General features: G+C 64.9%; 21 protein-coding genes and 1 pseudogene. 9 read left to right on the top strand and 13 right to left on the bottom strand.

The genetic code is table 11. The annotated features are described in order from the left end of the window. The first annotated feature begins 24 nt into the window (after positions 1–24). Positions 25–894, top strand: a complete 870-nt coding sequence (locus ABJ363_05245) for an isocitrate lyase/PEP mutase family protein (protein ID MEP4378387.1) — start codon at positions 25–27, stop codon at positions 892–894. Positions 895–917: 23 nt separating this feature from the next. On the opposite strand, the gene ABJ363_05250 is transcribed toward ABJ363_05245, so the two are convergent. Together ABJ363_05250 and ABJ363_05255 are read right to left on the bottom strand one after the other, a co-directional pair. Further along, entirely contained in the window at positions 918–1,541 is a 624-nt protein-coding gene (locus ABJ363_05250) for an NIPSNAP family protein (GenBank protein MEP4378388.1), read from the bottom strand. A 97-nt stretch (positions 1,542–1,638) separates the two neighbouring features. Then, complete coding sequence (locus ABJ363_05255) at positions 1,639–2,526, bottom strand: DMT family transporter (protein ID MEP4378389.1); 888 nt, start codon at positions 2,524–2,526, stop codon at positions 1,639–1,641. A 174-nt stretch (positions 2,527–2,700) separates the two neighbouring features. Here ABJ363_05255 and ABJ363_05260 point away from each other — a divergent pair, with 174 nt between their 5' ends. The 8 genes from ABJ363_05260 (at position 2,701) to ABJ363_05295 (ending at position 9,925) form a co-directional block, all read left to right on the top strand. Next, positions 2,701–3,195, top strand: coding sequence for a VOC family protein (locus ABJ363_05260; GenBank protein ID MEP4378390.1), 495 nt, complete (start codon positions 2,701–2,703; stop codon positions 3,193–3,195). Between the two features lie 49 nt (positions 3,196–3,244). Then, positions 3,245–4,036, top strand: coding sequence for an SDR family oxidoreductase (locus ABJ363_05265; GenBank protein ID MEP4378391.1), 792 nt, complete (start codon positions 3,245–3,247; stop codon positions 4,034–4,036). Positions 4,037–4,098: 62 nt separating this feature from the next. Further along, the gene (locus ABJ363_05270; protein MEP4378392.1) at positions 4,099–5,115 is read left to right on the top strand and encodes an LLM class flavin-dependent oxidoreductase; all 1,017 of its coding nucleotides are present in this window, start codon (positions 4,099–4,101) and stop codon (positions 5,113–5,115) included. Positions 5,116–5,207: 92 nt separating this feature from the next. Beyond that, positions 5,208–5,753, top strand: coding sequence for a cupin domain-containing protein (locus ABJ363_05275; GenBank protein MEP4378393.1), 546 nt, complete (start codon positions 5,208–5,210; stop codon positions 5,751–5,753). A 103-nt stretch (positions 5,754–5,856) separates the two neighbouring features. Beyond that, positions 5,857–6,606: an SDR family NAD(P)-dependent oxidoreductase gene (locus tag ABJ363_05280; GenBank protein MEP4378394.1), complete on the top strand. Its 750-nt coding sequence runs from the start codon at positions 5,857–5,859 to the stop codon at positions 6,604–6,606. A gap of 35 nt (positions 6,607–6,641) precedes the next feature. Next, complete coding sequence (locus tag ABJ363_05285) at positions 6,642–7,400, top strand: glutathione S-transferase family protein (GenBank protein ID MEP4378395.1); 759 nt, start codon at positions 6,642–6,644, stop codon at positions 7,398–7,400. Between the two features lie 90 nt (positions 7,401–7,490). After that, positions 7,491–8,279, top strand: a complete 789-nt coding sequence (locus ABJ363_05290; GenBank protein MEP4378396.1) for an enoyl-CoA hydratase — start codon at positions 7,491–7,493, stop codon at positions 8,277–8,279. A gap of 275 nt (positions 8,280–8,554) precedes the next feature. Next, a complete protein-coding gene (locus tag ABJ363_05295) occupies positions 8,555–9,925 on the top strand; it encodes a hemolysin family protein (GenBank protein MEP4378397.1) in 1,371 nt (456 codons plus the stop codon). Positions 9,926–9,951: 26 nt separating this feature from the next. Here ABJ363_05295 and ABJ363_05300 read toward each other — a convergent pair whose 3' ends face one another. The 11 genes and pseudogenes from ABJ363_05300 to ABJ363_05350 all read right to left on the bottom strand — a co-directional run bounded on the left by ABJ363_05300 (position 9,952) and on the right by ABJ363_05350 (position 18,352). Continuing rightward, positions 9,952–10,593, bottom strand: a complete 642-nt coding sequence (locus tag ABJ363_05300; protein MEP4378398.1) for a 2OG-Fe(II) oxygenase family protein — start codon at positions 10,591–10,593, stop codon at positions 9,952–9,954. A 106-nt stretch (positions 10,594–10,699) separates the two neighbouring features. Further along, complete coding sequence (locus ABJ363_05305) at positions 10,700–11,131, bottom strand: CBS domain-containing protein (GenBank protein ID MEP4378399.1); 432 nt, start codon at positions 11,129–11,131, stop codon at positions 10,700–10,702. A gap of 187 nt (positions 11,132–11,318) precedes the next feature. Further along, a complete protein-coding gene (locus ABJ363_05310; GenBank protein MEP4378400.1) occupies positions 11,319–11,741 on the bottom strand; it encodes a hypothetical protein in 423 nt (140 codons plus the stop codon). 24 nt (positions 11,742–11,765) lie between these two features. Further along, on the bottom strand, positions 11,766–13,061 hold the full coding sequence (ccmI, locus tag ABJ363_05315) for a c-type cytochrome biogenesis protein CcmI (GenBank protein ID MEP4378401.1): 1,296 nt from the start codon (positions 13,059–13,061) through the stop codon (positions 11,766–11,768). A 191-nt stretch (positions 13,062–13,252) separates the two neighbouring features. Next, positions 13,253–13,723: pseudogene (locus ABJ363_05320) on the bottom strand (cytochrome c-type biogenesis protein). After that, complete coding sequence (locus ABJ363_05325) at positions 13,720–14,268, bottom strand: DsbE family thiol:disulfide interchange protein (GenBank protein ID MEP4378402.1); 549 nt, start codon at positions 14,266–14,268, stop codon at positions 13,720–13,722. The pseudogene ABJ363_05320 and the gene ABJ363_05325 overlap by 4 nt, the downstream one beginning before the upstream one ends. 15 nt (positions 14,269–14,283) lie before the next feature. Next, a complete protein-coding gene (locus tag ABJ363_05330) occupies positions 14,284–16,308 on the bottom strand; it encodes a heme lyase CcmF/NrfE family subunit (protein ID MEP4378403.1) in 2,025 nt (674 codons plus the stop codon). Continuing rightward, on the bottom strand, positions 16,305–16,748 hold the full coding sequence (gene ccmE / locus ABJ363_05335; GenBank protein MEP4378404.1) for a cytochrome c maturation protein CcmE: 444 nt from the start codon (positions 16,746–16,748) through the stop codon (positions 16,305–16,307). Before ccmE ends, ABJ363_05330 begins: the two co-directional genes overlap by 4 nt. Then, complete coding sequence (gene ccmD, locus ABJ363_05340; protein MEP4378405.1) at positions 16,745–16,939, bottom strand: heme exporter protein CcmD; 195 nt, start codon at positions 16,937–16,939, stop codon at positions 16,745–16,747. The genes ccmE and ccmD overlap by 4 nt, the downstream gene beginning before the upstream one ends. 186 nt (positions 16,940–17,125) lie before the next feature. After that, positions 17,126–17,506 (bottom strand): cytochrome c family protein, encoded by a 381-nt coding sequence (locus tag ABJ363_05345; GenBank protein MEP4378406.1) that lies wholly within the window; start codon positions 17,504–17,506, stop codon positions 17,126–17,128. Positions 17,507–17,626: 120 nt separating this feature from the next. Further along, on the bottom strand, positions 17,627–18,352 hold the full coding sequence (locus tag ABJ363_05350) for a heme ABC transporter permease (protein MEP4378407.1): 726 nt from the start codon (positions 18,350–18,352) through the stop codon (positions 17,627–17,629). Positions 18,353–18,363 lie beyond the last annotated feature (11 nt).

An 18,363-nucleotide genomic window follows, 5' to 3' on the forward strand; every position in this document is an offset into this window, starting at 1 on the left:
GGGCGCGACCCCAGGGAGGATGCCATGACCGAACCCAGCACCGCACCGAAGACCTTTCGCCAGCTCGCCAACGAGGCCGCACCGCTCGTCATCCCCGGCGCCCATGACGCGCTGACCGCCCGGCTGATCGAACAGACCGGCTTCGATGCCTTCATGATCGGTGGCTTCCAGATTGTCGGGTCGCGTTACGGCGTGCCCGATATCGGGCTGCTTGGGCTGGGCGAGATTTCAGCCGGCGTGCGCGACATCCTCGCCGTCACCGACCTGCCGTGCCTTGTCGACGTCGACACTGGCTACGGTGACGTCAAGAATGCGGTCTACACATTGAACCATTACGAGAAGATCGGCGCGCAGGCGATCTTCATGGAAGACCAGCTCGCGCCGAAGCGCTGCGGCCATATGGCCGGCAAGCGCATCGTGCCCGTCGAGGAGATGGAGGCGAAGCTGCGCGCGTGCGCCGGCGAACGCCTGAACCCCGACACCTTCATCATCGCGCGCACCGACGCCATCGCCACCGACGGCCTCGACGAGGCGCTGCGGCGCGGCGAGCGCTACATGAGGGCGGGTGCGGACGCGCTGTTCATCGAGGCGCCGACCTCGATCGAGGACATGCGGCGCATCTGCGAGGAACTGCCGGTGCCCCAGCTCTCCAACATGATCGAAGGGGGCGTCACGCCGCTGCTGGCACCCGCCGAGCTCGGGGAGATCGGCTACAGCATCGCGAGCTACGGCATCACCACCCTGATGCTGGCGGCGCGCACGATCCGCGACACCCTGGCCGACATCAAGAGCGGCGAGTTCAAGCTCGCCAACACGGGGCTGTCCTTCCCGGAATATCTCGACATCGTCGAGATGCCCCGCTGGTCGGGCATCGAGGACCGCTACGAAAACTGAGCGGCGGCCCGCGTCCTGCCGCCCTAACGCAGCGGCGAGAACGCCGGCGCCAGCAGCAGCTTGTTGTCCTGGGTGATGATCGCGCCCTTGGGCGATCCCTTGGGCGGCCAGACCCCCTTCGCCACACCTTCGGCGCGCACCTGCGCGCGTTGCTCGAAGCTCTCATACGCCCAGATGTGGACGTATTTGTTGAGCCCGCCGATATCGGTGTGCATCGCCATGGCGCAGGGCGAGAGCTCCATCCGCGCGTCGATCGCGTCCTTCCAGCCGTTGATGATCCCGGGGATTGTCCCGGCGTGGACCGCGTATTCCCGGTACTCGAACAGCGGGCCGTGCTCGCCGTTCAGGAACTCGGTCATGAACGGGAAGGGGGTAAAGACCTCGGCCTTCATCTCGTGGATCATGTCGTTGATGTCGGGTGGCCAGACGCCAGTCTTGACCGCCTCGGCGCGCACCGCCTCGCGCTCGGCGAGATCCTTGTAGGGCCAGATATGAATGACCTCGTTGAGCGGGCCGACTTCGGAATAGAAGAAGGCGGCGAGCGGCGACAGCTGCTTGCGCCCGTTCTCGTAAGCGGCCTCGAATTTCTCCATGAATTCGGGAACCGTGCGGAGTTTCAGCCGGTAGGTGCGTACTTCGTAGATCATCGTGTTTCCCCCTGGGATTCGTGCGGCATCGCGTATTGTTGGTTTCCAGTCTGGCCGGTCGCGAATGGCGCGTCCAGACGTTCCGCCATGTCGGACGCTAGTTCTCGATCGTCGGGAGGGGCCGTTGGACACCCCGCACGACATCCCGCCGCGCCATATATGTCGTGCCGACGACGACGATGCCGGCGCCGACCCATGTCCAGGTGTCGGGGAATTCGGCGAAGACCACATAGCTGATCGCGGCCGCCCAGACCATGCGCATCGCGCTGACCGGTTCGACGAGGCTGACATCCGCAAGCCTGTATGCATGGGTGAACAGCAGGTGCTCGGTGGTGCCGAAAAGGCCGATGGCCGTGAGCCACAGCAGTTGCTCGCCGGTTGGCCACTGCCAGACGAAAAGCGCCGGGATCAGGGTGATGGGGGTCATGAACAAGGTGAGATAGGCGACGATCGTGGTCGGCGAATCGTAGCGCGACAACATCTTGGCCATGATCCTCGAATTCGAGACCAGCAGGATCGAGGCAAGCGCCAGCATGGTGCCGAGACTGATTTCCACGAATCCCGGCCGGAGGATGACGAATGCCCCTGCGACCGCGAGCGCAATACCGAGCCAGCGGCGTGGCCCGACCTTTTCGCCCAGGAACAGGATCGCCAGCAGGGCAACGAAAACAGGCCCGATCAGACTGATGGCCACGACATCACCCACCGGAATCAACGCCAGTGCCGCAAGCACGCAGATCATCGACGCGGCGTTCACCAACCCCCGGGCGAAATGCCAGGGCAGTTTTTCGGTTCGCAGCAGGCCGATCCCCTGGCGTGCGATCACGGGAACGAAAATGATCAATCCGAAGAAGCTGCGGAAGAATGCCACTTCGAAGGCATGCAGGCCTTGTTCGAACGTCAGGTAGCGGACGATGTTGTGCATCGTCGCGGCGAGACCGGCAGCGCCGATCACGAGCAATATCGCCCTTACCGAATTCGACATGGCATCCTCGGCATTGGTGCGCGCCAATTGAATGGGTGTCGCCGCCGGGGTGCCGACGGTGTGATTCCGATTTGGAAGCCTGCCGATTGTAAGTAATGTTCCGGCCAATCATACTTCTATTATCCGGGACCCCTTTTTTCAGCGCTTCCGGGTACAGACTCAGAGGACCGATCCATGGCCATTTCTCATCTCGAACATTTTCTCGTCGTCGCCCAGGACTATGCGGCGACGGTGCAGTGGTATATCGACAATCTCGGCTTCGAGGAGGGTCCGCACCCGGATTTCGGTGCCGACGTCGAGGTGACCTGGCTCTATCTCGGTGAGCGCGACATCATCCATGTCGTACCGCCGCGCCCGGATGACGAGGCCCGCCCGGCGCCCGACCCGAACGCGACGCCCGAGGATATCGCGCAGGGCAGCCGCCCGATTCACCACATTGCGTTCCGTGCGGCCAACCGCGTGGAAATGACTGACCGCTTCAAGGAACGCGGCGTGACCTATCTCGAGCAGCAGGCGAGCAAGGAAGACCTGTATCAGGTCTTCGTGCGTGACCCGAACGGCATCACGGTCGAGCTCAACTTCCCCGCCGAGGAAGCCGCCGACATGGAGGGCCTCGCGCAACTGGCGCTGCGGCCGGAGAAGTGGAAGGACGAAGTGCCGACGGGATAGGCACGCACCCGCCGAAACCTCACACGCCACATTTAAGGGAACAGACGTCATGGATTTGGGATTGAAGGGCAAACGTGCCCTCGTGCTCGGCGGCAGCCGGGGTATCGGTTTCGGCATCGCCAATGAACTCGCCGCCGAGGGCGCGCGGGTCATGCTGGCCAGCCGCGATGCCGCGGCTTGCGAGGCGGCCGCGGCGGGTATCGGCAAGGATCATGGCGTCGAGGTGTTGAGCCGGGCTTGTGACATGTCCGATCTGGATTCCGTCGACGCGACGGCCGCCGCTGCCGAGGCCGAACTGGGCGGGGTGGACATCCTGATCAACAACACCGGCGGCCCGCCACTGGGGCCGATCAGCGCCGTGGACACCGACACCTGGGCGCAATATTTCGAGGCGATGGTGCTCAGCGTCATCCGAATGACCGGCCACCTGTTGCCGGGGATGCGCGAGCGCAGATGGGGCCGGGTCATCACGGTGTCGTCGTCGGGTGTGGTCGAGCCGATTCCGGTTCTCGGCATCTCGAACACGCTCCGGGTGGCGCTGGTCAACTGGTCGAAGACGATCAACCTCGAGATCGCGCCGGACGGGGTGACAATCAATGTCATCATGCCGGGGCGGATCGAGACGGACCGGCTTCGCTCCACGCGCGCGGCGATGGCCGAGAAGCGGGGGATCAGCCTCGAAGAGGCCGCGGCGGCCCAGGCTGCGGACATTCCCGTCGGCCGCGTCGGCACGGTCGAGGAGTTCGCCGCACTGGCGGCGTTCCTGGCCAGCGAGCGGGCGAGTTTCCTGACCGGGCATACCTATGCGGTCGATGGCGGCATGATCACCAGCACACGCTGATGTCTGTGCCGGTATTTGGCGCAGACACTGCCCTGGCGGCGGGCTTGCGCTAGAATAACGCCATGGTGAAACTCTCCGTTCTCGACCTCGCCTATATCGGCGAGGGATTCACGCCCGCCGACGCGCTGGCCAATGCCCGCGACCTCGCGCAGCATGCCGAGGCCGCCGGCTATAACCGTTTCTGGCTGGCCGAACATCACAACCTCGCCGGCATCGCCAGCGCGGCGACCGCCGTGTGTATCGGCCATGTCGCGGGCGGCACGAAGACGATCCGCGTCGGTGCCGGCGGCATCATGCTGCCGAACCATTCGCCGATGGTCGTCGCCGAGCAGTTCGGCACGTTGGCCACTTTGTTCCCCGGTCGCATCGATCTGGGTCTGGGGCGCGCGCCAGGCACCGACCAGCGCACCTTGCAGGCGCTGCGGCGCGGCCCGGAATCGTCGGAAAATTTCCCCCAGGACGTGGTCGAACTGCAGGCGTTGCTGGGCCCGCCGCAGGAGAATCAGGTGCTTCACGCGATCCCCGGGGAAGACACCAACGTGCCGCTGTGGATTCTGGGGTCCAGCCTGTTTGGCGCCCAGCTCGCCGCCATGCTGGGCCTGCCCTACGCGTTCGCCTCCCACTTCGCGCCCCAGGCGCTGATGCAGGCGGTGGAGATCTACCGCGACCGGTTCGAGCCTTCGGCCCAGCTCGCCGAGCCCTATGTGATGATTGGCTGCAACGTGGTTGTCGCCGATACCGAGGACGAAGCGCGGCGGCTGTTCACCACGCCCCAGCAGCAGTTCACACGCATGGTGCGCGGCACGCGCGGCCAGTTGCCGCCGCCGGTCGATGATATCGAGGATTACTGGTCGCCGATGGAAAAGTCCCAGGCCTCATCCATGCTGGGCTGCTCCTTCTATGGCGCGCCGGAGACGATCAAGTCCAAGCTGGACCCGCTGATCGAGGCGACCGGCGCAGACGAGCTGATGGTCGTGGGCGCGATCTGGGAGCATGCCGCGCGGGTGCGGTCCTACGAGCTGCTGGCCGCGGCGATGAGCCAGGTCGACGAGACATCCGGGGGCGAAATCGCCGGTTGAGGCTCTATAATCGAGAAACGGTGCCGCAAATCGCCGGACCCGTCCTGGTCGGGTAAAATCTCAGGCACCACGGAAAAAAGGGAGATCATCTCATGATGCCAGAAGCACGCGTGTGGACCCGCGACGAAATGATGAAACGCGTGGCCCTGTTCAAGGACCAGAGCGGCTCCAAGGAGGGACTGCCCGAAAGTCACCTGCCGCAGTGTGAGAAGGAACTCATCAATATCATCGGTTTCCGCCCGCCCGAGGACGACAGCATGGAATCGCCGGTGGGTGCGGAATCGTCCATGCGCGCCGCCATCGACATCTTCGAAGGCTTCAATCTGGGTTTCGTGAAGTGCAAGCCGGGCAAGGGCCCGCTGATGCACAACCACGACACCAACGAGACCTTCATGCCGATCAACGGCAAGTGGCGGTGCCATTGGAACGAGGGTGACGATTATGAGTATGTCGACGCCGGTCCATGCGATGTCGTGTCGTTTCCGCCGGGTGTGATCCGCCGGTTCTCCTGCCTGGAAGCACCGGAGGGCGAGGAAGAGGCGCTGATGCTGTTCGTGATCGGCGGCGAGTTTCCCGAGGCCGAGTATACCGAGGACGCCCATCGCATCATTGCGGAGCACGACGCCGCACAGGGCTAGATATCTGGGTTTTGCGAATTCAGGCGCCCGGGTGCGGCGGCACTGGGAGCGGCTGGCCGGGGCGGGTCGCAATGTGGTGGAACTTCAATAGAAAGACGTGGCGATGAACCTGACGGGCAAGACGATCATCATCACGGGCGCGGCGTCCGGGATCGGCAAGGCGAGCGCCTTCGCATGCGTGCAGGCGGGTGCCAACGTGGTCCTCAACGATATCGAGGGCGACAAGCTTGCCGCGACGGTCGACGCGTTCGCGGCGGCAAACCTCGATGGGACGGCGCTCGGCGTCGCCGGCGATATCCGCGACGGCGATCAGGTCGCCGGCCTGTTCGACCAAAGCGTCGAACGGTTCGGCCGCCTCGACGGGATACTCGCCAATGCCGGTATCACAGGCACCCGCGAGCCGATCGCCGAGCTCGATTTCGACAGCTGGGACGCGGTCATGGACGTCAACCTGAACGGCACGTTTCGGGTTGTGGCGGAAGCGTCCCGCCGGCTTCTGGCGCAGGGTGAAGGCGGCAGTATCGTCATCACCGGATCGTCCCAGGGTATCCGCCCGCTGCCGGGATTTATCGCCTACGCCGCCAGCAAGGGCGCGCTGCATAATCTGGCGCAATCGCTCGCCTTCGAACTGGCCGCGCACAAGATCCGCGTGAATGTCCTGGTTCCGGGCACGACCAACACCGAACTGGTGCGCGCGATACCCGGGCATGGCGAACGGGTGGCGAAGACTTTTCCGCTGGGTGAGCTGGCCGAGCCCGAGGAGCTGGCGCAGTTCGTCGTGTTCGCCATGTCGGACCTGGCACCGCACATGACGGGCACGTTGCTGAAGATCGATTCCGGGCGTCTTATCTGAGGCGCAGTCGGCAAACGAGTTTCGAGGAGTCCACCATGATCACGCTCTATCACGCCCATCACTCGACCTGCAGCCAGAAGGTGCGCGTCGTCCTGGCCGAGAAGGGGCTGCCGTTCGACACGGTGTTTCTCGAACTCGGCAAGAAGGACCAGCTCGATCCCGAATATCTGAAACTCAACCCGAACGGCGTGGTGCCGACCCTCGTGGACGGGGACGACGTGATCCTGGAATCGAGCGTCATCTGCGAGTATCTCGACGAGCGCTATCCAGGGGTCGAGCTCTCCCCCGATGATGTGGTCGAGCGCGCCCGGATGCGGGCCTGGATGCATTTCGCCGAAGAGGTGCCGGTCCCCGCGATCCGCGTGCCATCCTTCAACCGGGCCTTCCTGTATCGCTTCGAGGGCCTCGATCAGGCGCAGTTCGAGGACGAGCAGATGAATGTCCGCAAGGTGCGCCGGGAGATGTTCCAGCGCATGGGCAAGCCGACCGGTTTCAGCCGCAAGGATGTCAATATTGCGCTGGGCCAGCTCGACGATACCTGCGCGCGTATGCAGGCTGCGCTCGAACACGGCCCGTGGTTGATGGGAGACCAGTTCACCCTGGCCGACGTGCTGGTGATCCCCGCGATCGACCGCATGGCCGACCTGGATCTCGCCGGGATATGGGAGGACAATTATCCCCTTGTCGGCGCCTGGTATGAACGGTTTCAGGCCCGGCCGTCCTTCGCCGCGACTTACTACGAGGGATCACGGGTTTCGGACTTCCTCGAACTCCACCCGCTGTATATTGATTGAGCGCACACTGTCTGACCTCGCGGGAAACCAACCAGATCGAAACAGGCATTTAGCCGCCAATACGGCCCGTTGAATGGCCAGGAGAGACACATGACCACCGACCGGATCATCAGCCGACGCGAAGGCGCAATCGGCCACATCATTTTCAACAATCCCGAGCGCCACAACGCCATGTCGCTGGAGATGTGGCGCGACGGCGCCGCTGTGATCCGCGAATTCTGTGCGGCGGGCGATGTCCGGGTGATCATGCTGTCCGGGGCGGGCGAGAAGGCCTTCGTCGCCGGCGCGGATATCTCGAAATTCGGCGAAGAGCGGGATTCGAAGGCGGCGGTCGACGAATACAACGCCTCGGTCAAGGACTTCCAGGAGACGCTGACCAATGTGCCCATGCCGACCATCGCGAAGATCGGCGGCTACGCCATCGGCGGCGGCCTGGCGATCGCCCTGTGCTGTGACATCCGCATCGCGTCGGATGATTCGCGCTTCGCCGTTCCGGCCGCCAAGCTCGGCCTGGGTTACGCGGCAGCCGGTATCGAGCGGTTGATGCAGGTCGTCGGGCCTTCCTTTGCGATGGAGATCTTCTATACCGCGCGCCAGTTCGATGCAGACGAGGCGTTGACCATGGGGCTGATCAACCGGGTGATGCCGCGCGGCGAGCTGGAGGCCTATTGCGATGGTTATGCCAAGCGCATCTCCGGCAACGCCCCGCTGACCATCCGGGCGGTAAAGACGGCCGTGCAGGAAAACCTGAAAGCGCCGGCGGACCGGGATACGGCACTCTGCGCCGAACAGGTCGCGGCCTGTTTCGCCAGCCAGGACTATATCGAAGGCCGCACGGCGTTCATGGAGAAGCGCAAGCCGGTTTTCACCGGCGAGTAGACGCGACGGCGTTGCGCAAAGGCTTTCGAAACCTCTGCGATTAATTGGCGAAATAGCCGCAGGTCGGTCCGGTGCAGGCGTTTGTCCGGTTGCGTGACGCGGCCGGTCCATTGTCTTTCCGGCTGGCACTTGCAATGGCCTTGCGGCACATGGATGTCGGAGAACCCCGGTGTTGCGTGCCCGGGTTCCGGTTTTGGTCCTCGACGGCAACCTCCCGTCGGACTACACGATGCGCAGAATACTTCTGAAACAATCACCTGGAAATGGTCCCGACCATGGATAGTCCACTCTTGAGCCTGCTGGTGGCGGTCCTGCTGCTGGGCGCGAACGCATTTTTCGTCGCCGCCGAATTTTCCCTGGTCAAGGCGAAGGGCTTCAGAATCGACGCCGCCGCCGAAGGGGGCGGTCGCTCGGCGCGCCTGACGGTTCATATGCTCAAGCATATCGAGCCCTATCTGGCCGCCTGCCAGCTCGGTATCACGATGGCTTCCCTGGGCCTCGGTTGGGTGGGTGAACCCACGGTTGCCGCACTGCTCACCCCGGTGTTGGAACCCCTGGCCCTGAGCGAGAAAACCCTGCACACGGTCGCCTTCATCGTCGGGTTTCTGGTGTTCTCGTCCCTGCATATCGTGGTCGGTGAACAGGTGCCGAAGACCCTGGCCATTCGCAAGGCCGAACAGATGTCGATCTCTCTCGCCTATCCGCTGCAGGTCTCCTATCTCCTTTTCTATCCGTTGACCTGGGTTCTGAACAAGGCGTCCGCCTCAATCCTGCGCATGATGGGTGTCGCGGAGGCCTCCCATGCGGACATCCTGACCGATACCGAGCTGCGCGGGCTGGTCGATGCTTCCGCCGTCCATGGCGAACTTCATGTCGACACGGCGGAGATGATCCACAACGTCTTCAAGTTCGATGAACGTTCGGTAGGCCGCGTGATGATTCCGCGGATCGAAACCGACGTGCTCAGGCTCGACGGGCCGCCCGATGCCAGCCTCGCCACGATGCGCGAGCAGGGCCATTCACGCTATCCCGTGGTCGAGGGCGAGTCGGACAATCTTGTCGGTATCGTTCTCATGGTCGACCTGATGCATTCCCTGCTGGCGGGGCAGGAGGCACCCTGGAGCAACTTGCATATCTTCACGCGTGAGCCGCTGGTGGTTCCCGAGACCCTCAAGGTCGCGCGCCTGTTCGAGGAGATGCGCGAGAAGCGCGCCCATATGGCCTGCGTTGTCGATGAATACGGCACCTTCGTCGGCCTGGTTACGCTCGAGGATCTGATCGAGGAGATCGTCGGTGAAATCGCCGATGAAACCGATATCTCCGAGCAGGTCTTCCCGGTCGAGGAAAAGGACGGTCACTGGATCGCCCACGGCCTGGCATCGCTCGCCGATCTTGAGCGCGACACCGGGTTTACGGTGCCCGATTCACTCGATGCCAACACGATCTCCGGTTTCCTGATGGCCCATCTCCAGCGGATCCCCGAATCGGGGGACGTCGTCGAGGAGGAGGGTTTCCGGTTCACGGTCGAGGATATCAAGGGCCGCCGCGTCCAGCGGGTTCGGATTGACCCCATGAACGAAGCGACGCCGGAAGGTGACGCGGCCGACGCGGATGCGCCGTCCGGTGCGAAGTCCGACGACGACTGAACCGTTGTCGCGTTGGGGCGCTGGCGTTACCCGGCGGCGGTGCTCTTCCACATGGGCGCGCTCATCGCTTCGCCGTAATTCCGGAACATCACGTTGAACGCAATCGAAACGCGGTCGGCGTCCGACTGGTTGATCGGCACCTCGTGATCGAGCCAGCCGGGGAACATCACCAGATCGCCCTCGGCCACCGGCATGATCACATTGTTGGAGTTGAACCGGTTGCGGTTCTGCGTCGGCGGCGCCATGACCGATGTCTGGCCGCGCGGGTCGGAGAATTTGATCCGGTCGCCGCCCGCACCCGCCGTGACGTAGTAGGAGCCTGACAGGAAATTGTTCGGGTGATTATGGCGGATATGCTGGGCACCCGGCGGGTTCACATTGGCCCAGCAGCCGGTGATGGCGATGTCGTGATTCTCGATCTCTAGGTCGGTCAGCACATTGAGTGCGGCATCCTGAATCATCTGTGCCAGCGGTGCGAAGACCGGGTTCTCATGCAAATCCTGACCGGTCTGCCAGGTGCCGCCGGCGGGGGTTGTTGTGCGGTCGCCGACCAGCCGGGTGATTTCGGCGCCCAGCGCCGCATTCAGGCCGGGCCGCTCTTCGGGTTCGACCTGGAACTTCCAGATCAGCGTCGGGAAGAACTCGAAGCGATCAACGTCGGAAAACATGTGCGGCCTCGCTGCCGTAGAGATACGCCGGCATGATGACCGCCGGGCCCGTCTGGCTCAATTGCGCATCCTGTCGCGGGGCGCCGCGGCACGGCCCGCGCGCCGTCTAGCCGGCCGCGATATAGGCCTTGAGGGCCTCGGCCTCGTGTTCGGTTTCCCGGATCCGGTGCTTCACCACATCGCCGATCGACACCAACCCGATCAGTTCATTGTCCTCGACGACGGGCAGATGCCGGATTCGATGCTCGGTCATGGTTTCCATCAGATGGGCGATATTGTCTTCGCTGGTGCAGGTGACGACCTCGTGGATCATGATGTCGGCGATCCGCAGGTCCAGAATCTCCGCGCCGGCCCGCGCGATATGCCGGATGACATCGCGTTCCGAGATGATGCCGTCGACCTGCCGGCCATCCTCGCTTACCACGAGGGCGCCGATCTTGAGTTCGGTTAGCCGGGCGCAAGCCTGTGACACCGTCAAATCGGGCCGTATGGTCTCGATGCCATTGCCCTTGTTTTTGAGGATTGCTGCAACGTTCATGGGTGCCCCTTTCGCTTGTGGGCGCACCCGTGGGCCGGTCCTTGCCTGATCTCGCACCAGCCCGGCCAAGATGCGCTCCACTCGATGTCCTGTACAAAATCTCGCAGAACCGCGTCAGATTGTCGCATAAATTTTCGAGCATGGCGAATGGCCACCGCATCCGTGCGGAAAGTCAGGCAGACCGCGGCTAGTCCAGGGATAATCCGGCCGCCGCGTCTTCGCAAATTTGGGCGGTGGTGGTGCCGGCCTTGTCGGCGCCGTCCAGCGGGCAATGCCGGATCAGGAACGCGCATGATTCCAGGACATTCGAATATTGTGGCGAGTCCGGGCTCCGCGCGGGCCGTTCGACTTCCGCCTGGCGCAGGTTGATGATCCGCTCGCCACGCAACAGGACGGTATTCTCATGGGCCACGCATTGCGCGCCGCTTGTCGTAAGCTGGTTGATCGAGATGGCGACGAGAATGACGGCACCAAGTCCGATAATCAGCCGAGCTCGAAAGGCACCCAGCCGGGGGAAGCGCCAGCGCAGGCCGCGATAGAGCCCGTACAGAATGCCGGCGGCGGCGGCGAGCGCGACGGTCAGCCGCAAGAGATCGAGCGCGATATCCATCGTCAGCCGTCCGGGACCGAGGCGTCAACGTCCCGGATCATCTGCGATATCCTCGTCGAGGCGGGCGATGGCTTCGCTGACCATGCGATGGGCATCGGCTTCCGGCGGGATCAGCTCGCGCAGGCGCACGAAATGTTCGCGCGCCACTTCCAGACTGCCGGACTCCGCCGACGTGACGGCGGCCCGGAACAACGTCTCGGGATGGTCCGGGTCCAGCGCAATCGCCTGCGCATAGGCTCGTGCCGCCGCCCCCGGATTGCCGAGCATTTCCCACGAGCGTGCGAGCATGCGCCAGCCCGACAGGTCGTCGGGTTCGTCTTCGAGGCGCGCGGCCAGATTGTCGACCATGCCCTGAATCATCGCCTGACGTTCGGCGTCGTCGAGATTCGCGGCCGCGGCGATATCTTCGTCGGTCGGGCCGCGAAGACCCGGGGCTGTGGCGGCGGTATCCCGCGGCAGCCAGTCCGCCGGGTCGTGGCCCAGTTCACGTGCGGTATCGGTGACGCGCGCGCGGACCGTCGCCAGCCACGGCGCGTCCGCCGGTGCGTCACCGGCGAGCGACGACCATGCTTCCAGCGCGTCCTGTTCGTACCCGGCCTGATAATCGGCCAGCGCCAGGAAATATCGTGCGCGCGGATCGGCCGGATCGCCCGAGAGTGCGGCCTCGAAAGCCTGGCGGGCCGCCGGGGTGACCAGTCCTTCGGCGATGCGGGCGAGGGATTCGCCATGCGCGGATGCGATATCGGTGCGCGCCGGGTCGAGTTCACGGGCGCGCGCCAGCGCGATCTCGGCCCCGTCGATGTCACCGGAGACGAGGCGCAGGCGGCCCAGGTCGAACCAGGGTTGGGCGTCGTTGGGTGTCGCGACCGTGCGCGCCTCGGCTTCCTGCAGGCGCGCCCGCGCCGCCGCGACAACGCCGCCGGTCGCTTCGGGGGGCGTCTCGCGCGCGGCGAAGGGCAGGTTGGGCAGGCCGGGTGTGCCCAGGCCGAGATAGAGCGAGCCGCTGGCGACCGGCACCAGGATGGCGATGATGGCGGCGAGCGTCAGATGGCGCCGGGACCGCGGTTGGTCCCCCGACAAACCGGCGGCGCGTCCTGCGGCCAGTAGCCGGCGTTCGATCTCGCCCCGGGCTGCCTCTGTCTGGGCGTCGTCGATCAGACCGCGTGCGCGATCACGTTCGAGTTCCTGAAGCTGGTCGTAGTAGACAGCGGTATCATATTCGGCGCGCGCCATATTGCCCGCAACCGGGCGCCACAACGGCCAGGCGATCCAGACGACCAGCGCCGCGGTAAGGGCCGCAAGAATGATCCAGAAAATCATGTCTGCCGTGGGGTGTCGGCGGTCCCGGCGGGACGGTCGCCGTCTCCGAGGTCGGATTCGTTGACCTGGGCATCATCGGGATCGGGCGCGCCATCTTCGGCCGGTGGCCTCAGCCCCTCTTCGATCTCGGCGCGGAACTGGCTGCGATACGCGTTGTCCGGGTCGGGCGGGCTGTTGTCGGCGATCCGCTCGACCAGCGCATCGAGTTCCGCCCGGTCGGTGGGAGACAGGGGGTCGGGTTCCGCACCGGCTGCGCGTCGCCGCTGGTAGGTCTGATAAAACAGCACCGAGAGGGTCGCGATGACGATCGCCATGACCGGCGGCCCGAGCCAGAGTGCCAGGGTGTTGGGCTGGAAGGGCGGGCGGAGCAGCACGAAATCGCCATATCGCGCGACGATGTAGCTGACGACCTGTTCGTCGTCATCGCCGGCGACCAGACGCTCGCGGACCAACAGGCGCAGGTCGCGGGCGATGTCGGCGTCGGAATCGTCGATCGACTGGTTCTGGCAGACAACGCATCGCAGGTCGGCCGAGATCGCACGCGCACGCCCCTCGAGGACGGGGTCCGCCAGCACCTCGTCGGGCTCCACCGCCAGCGATGGTGCACCGCCGGTCAGGAGGACCAGTATCGTGATGGCCAGGAGGGCCGAGACTTGCTTCATCCGCCTTCTACTTCGCGCAGTTTCGGGAGGATTTTCCGATTGAGTATGTCGGGCGTGATCGGTCCCGCATGCTTGTAGGCAATCACGCCTTCGGCATCGATGATGAATGTTTCGGGGACACCCGTCACCCCCCATTCAAGAGACGCGCGCGCATCGGCATCGAAGCCGATGGCCTTGTAGGGATTGCCGTGGCGGCGCAGCCAGGTGACGGCATCGGCCGCCTTGTCGCGATGGTTGATGCCGTAGACCCGCACGCCGTCCGCCGCAAGTTGGGTGATCAGCGGGTGCTCGGCCAGACAGGGAACGCACCAGGAGGCGAAGACATTGACGACCGTGACCTCGCCGATGAGCTCTGTGGTCGAAAAGCCGCCGGGTATGTTGTCGGCGACGCGCGGCAGGTTTATCGCCGGGGCGGGTTTTCCGACCAGCGGCGAGGGCAGGCGCGAGGGATCGTTGTTGCGTTCGCCGTCGGTCAGCAGCGAGGCCATGACCCCCAGCAATCCGGCGAACAACAGCACGGGCAGTATGACGATGAACCGTCGCATGATCTGGCGCGGGTCCTACTCGGCGGGAGCCGGCAAGGGTTGGGACGGCGGGTTGGCGGGCGGGGCATTCGCCGCGCGACGCGGGGCGCCGACCCGGTGGCGCCGGTCGCTCAACGACAGGAAACCGCCGAACACCATGGACAGTGCGCCGAGCCATATCCACGGGACGAGTGGGTTCACGAAGAACCGCACGGTCCATGCATTCGCGGTCTCGGGCGTCCGCCCGCGCTCGCCGATCACGCCATACAGGTCGGCCAGCAGGGTCGTACGGATGCCGGCCTCCGTGGTCGTCTGGTTTGCCACCGGGAAGAATCGGCGCTCGGTGAACATCCTGGTCACCGGTTGCCCGTCCTCCTCGATCAGCAACGTGCCGCGCTCGAAGCTGTAGTTGGGTCCGCGACCCTCGGTGACGGATTCGAGCGTCACCGAATAGCCCGCGCCTTCGACCGTTTCGCCCGGTGAAAGCGTGGTTACAAGCTCGGCACGCCAGGCCGATGATCCGGTGATCCCGACGATCATGATCGCCAGGCCCAGATGCGCCAGGCTCATGCCGCTCGCCGAGCGCGGCTGGCCGGACAGGCGGCGCAGGGCTACGGTTGGCGGGGAGCTGAACAATCTGATGCGCCCGCCCCACTCGGCGATGGTGCCGGCGCCCAGCCAGGCGGCCAGCCCCATGGCGAAGGGCGCCAGCGCGGGGCCATCGGGCACGGCCAGGAATGTCACCGCGATCGCCAGAATCGCCGCGATGGCGGCCGGGACGAGCTTGTGCGATGCGGTGCGCAAATTGCCGCGTTTCCATGCCATCAGCGGGCCCAGCGCGACCAGCAGCACCAGCGGCACCATGATCGGGCCGAAGGTCGCGTTGAAAAACGGCGGGCCGACGGAGACCCGTGATTCGCCGCCCGACAGCGCCTCGAGGATCAGCGGATAAAGCGTCCCCAACAAGACCGTCGCCGCGGCCAGGGTCAGCAGCATGTTGTTGGCAACAAGCGCGCCCTCGCGGCTGGCCGGCGCGAACAGGCCGCCGCCTTTCATGCCGGGCGCGCGGACGGCAAACAGGGTCAGCGCGCCGCCGATGGCGATCGCGAGGATGGCGAGGATGAACACACCGCGTTCCGGGTCGGTCGCGAATGCGTGCACCGAGGTCAGTACGCCCGAGCGTACGAGGAAGGTCCCGAGCAGGCTCATGGAGAAGGTCAGGATCGCCAGCAGAATGGTCCAGCTCTTCAACGCATCGCGTTTCTCGACCACGACCGAGGAGTGGAGCAGCGCCGTGCCGAACAGCCAGGGCATGAAGCTCGCATTCTCGACCGGGTCCCAGAACCACCAGCCGCCCCAGCCGAGCTCGTAATAGGCCCACCAGCTGCCCAGCGCGATGCCGCCGGTCAGAAAGGTCCAGGCGGCCAGGGTCCAGGGGCGGACCCAGCGGCCCCAGGCGGCATCGACCCGCCCCTCGATCAGGGCGGCGATCGCGAAGGAGAAGGCCATCGAGAAACCCACATAGCCGAGATAGAGCAGCGGCGGGTGGAAGGCCAGGCCCGGGTCCTGGAGCAGCGGGTTCAGGCCCGTGCCGTCGAGTGGTGCGGGGCTGAGCCGAGTGAAAGGGTTCGATGTGAAGATGATGAAGGCGAGGAAGGCGAACCCGATCATCGCCTGTATGGATAGAACGCGCGCCTTGAGCGCCGGCGGCAGGTTGCGGCCCCAGACCGCGACCGCGGCGCTGAAAAGCGCCAGCACCAGCACCCAGAGAAGCATCGACCCCTCATGGTTCCCCCACACGCCGCTTACCTTGTAGAGCAGCGGCTTGAGGGAATGGCTGTTCTGGTAGACGACGGACAGCGAGAAATCAGAGGTGACGAAGCCGTGGGTGAGTGCGGCGAACGCGATCAGCAACGCGGCGGCCTGGGCGATGGCCGTGCGGTCGCCGAGGGCCATCAATCCGGCCGCGCCGCGCGCCGCCCCCCAGAGCGGCACGACCGCCTGGATTCCTGCCAGTACGAGGGCGGCGATCAGGACATACTGGCCGATCTCGGCGATCACTGCGCGGCCTCGCCGTCGCGCCACTGCCCGCTTTCGCGCAGGGCGTCCGCGACTTCCTTGGGCATGTAGGTCTCGTCATGCTTGGCCAGCACCTCGCTGGCCGTGAAGCGGCCGTCCGGTCCCAGCGTACCCTCTGCCACGACTCCCTGGCCCTCGCGGAACAGGTCCGGCAGCACGCCGGTGTAGCTGGCCGGGATCGTCCGGTTCAGGTCGGTAACGACGAAATGCGTCGTGGCACCCTCGGTGCGCACGCTGCCTTCCTCGACCAGCCCGCCGAGGCGAAAAAGATTCGCCGGCGGTGCGGGGCGTTCGGCCAGGTCCGAGGGGGTGTAGAAGAAGACGAGGCTGTCCTCGACGGCGTTCAGGACGAGTGCTGCGGCGGAGCCCAGCAGACCCAGCGACACGGCGACGACCATCAGGCGGCGGTGCTTGCGTTTCATGTATCGTTCCCCGCCCGGCGTCGTCGGTTCGGCGACGCGGCTTCGGCGGCGGCAAGCGCGGCCTCGCTGCGACGCAGCCGGCGGACGCTGACGATCGCCATGCCCGCCAGGATCACGGTCGCGATTCCCAGCGACGGCCAGACGAAGGCGGCGTGGCCGCCCATACTCAGAAATGCTGTGAAGTCTTCCACGTTTCCGGAACCATCTCGGTCAAACGCGCGGCAAGACGCGGGGCTGCTGAAACCAGTCGAACTCGATCCGTCTGGATTTAACGGTACCTGACAGTGTAACCCAATCCTTCCGCGATCACATTCATGTGGGATCGCCGGGTTGTGAGACCAATGGCCGCACGGCCGAGCCACAGGCCACGCTCGGCGCTACTGGGTGACGCTCTTCAGATAGGCGATCACGTCGGCGCGCTGTTCGGGCTTCTTGAGGCCCGGGAAGGCCATGCGGGTCTTCGGCACCATCTTGCGCGGGTTTTCCAGATACTCCGACATCGTCGCGTCGTCCCAGACGATGCCCGACGCTTTCATCGCGTCGGAGTATTTGTATCCGGTCGGTCGGGCACCGGCGGTGCTGCCGAAGATTTCCCAGAGATTTGGCCCCACCTTGTTCTTCCCGCCTTCGTCCACCGTGTGGCAGGCGGTGCAGCGGCGGAACACCTTCTTACCGGCGTCGACGTCTTGCGCGTAAACCAGGGTCGGGGTGGCAACGGTCATGATGGACAGGGCGGCGGCGGCAATGAGTGTTTTCACGGAAAATGGTCTCTTCTGGGTTCGGAAATGAAGCGCGTCGTTCTTAGGCCAGACATCCGGCGAACGGCAACGCGGAAATGATCAACATCACGTGCGACCTATCTACACATGCAATTGCGGCTATTCGGCGGCGGAAAGCTGCAGCGCCCGGGCGCGGGCGGCGTTCAGGTCGGCGCGCATCCGGATCAGCAGCATGGTGACGAAGTAGGCCATGAAGGCGAGGCCCATCAGCAGCAATGGCGTCAGCATCGCCGGGTCGATTGCCGGCCGGTCGAGGCGGGTCAGGCTGGCGGGCTGGTGCAGGGTGTTCCACCAGTCGACCGAGAATTTGATGATCGGAATGTTCACGAATCCGACCAGAGCCAGCACGGCAGCGGCCTTCGCGCCGCGTTGCGGATTGTCGAAGGCGTGGGTTAGCGCGATATGGCCGAGATAAAGAAAGAACAGCACCAGCACCGAGGTGAGCCGTGCGTCCCACACCCACCATGTGCCCCAGGTGGGCTTGCCCCAAAGGCTGCCGGTGGTCAGGACGATGATCGTGAAGCCCGCGCCCAGGGGGGCCGCGGCGCGCGCGGCGATGTCCGCCAGCGGGTGCTTCCAGATCAGCGATGTCGCGCTCATGACGGCGATGAAGGTGTAGCAGGCCATCGCCATCCAGGCCGAGGGCACATGCACATACATGATGCGCACGGTGTCGCCCTGCTGATAGTCGGCCGGCGACACGATCAGTACGAAATAGATACCGGCGGCGAACAGCAGGCCGGTCAGCGTGGCCGACCAGGGCAGAACCCGCGCGGCGATGCGCGAGAAGCGGGCGGGATTTGCGAAGCGATGGAGCAATTTCACATCCGTTTATA

The sequence above is a fragment of the Alphaproteobacteria bacterium genome (assembly GCA_039980135.1).
Lineage (GTDB): Bacteria > Pseudomonadota > Alphaproteobacteria > UBA6615 > UBA6615 > UBA8079.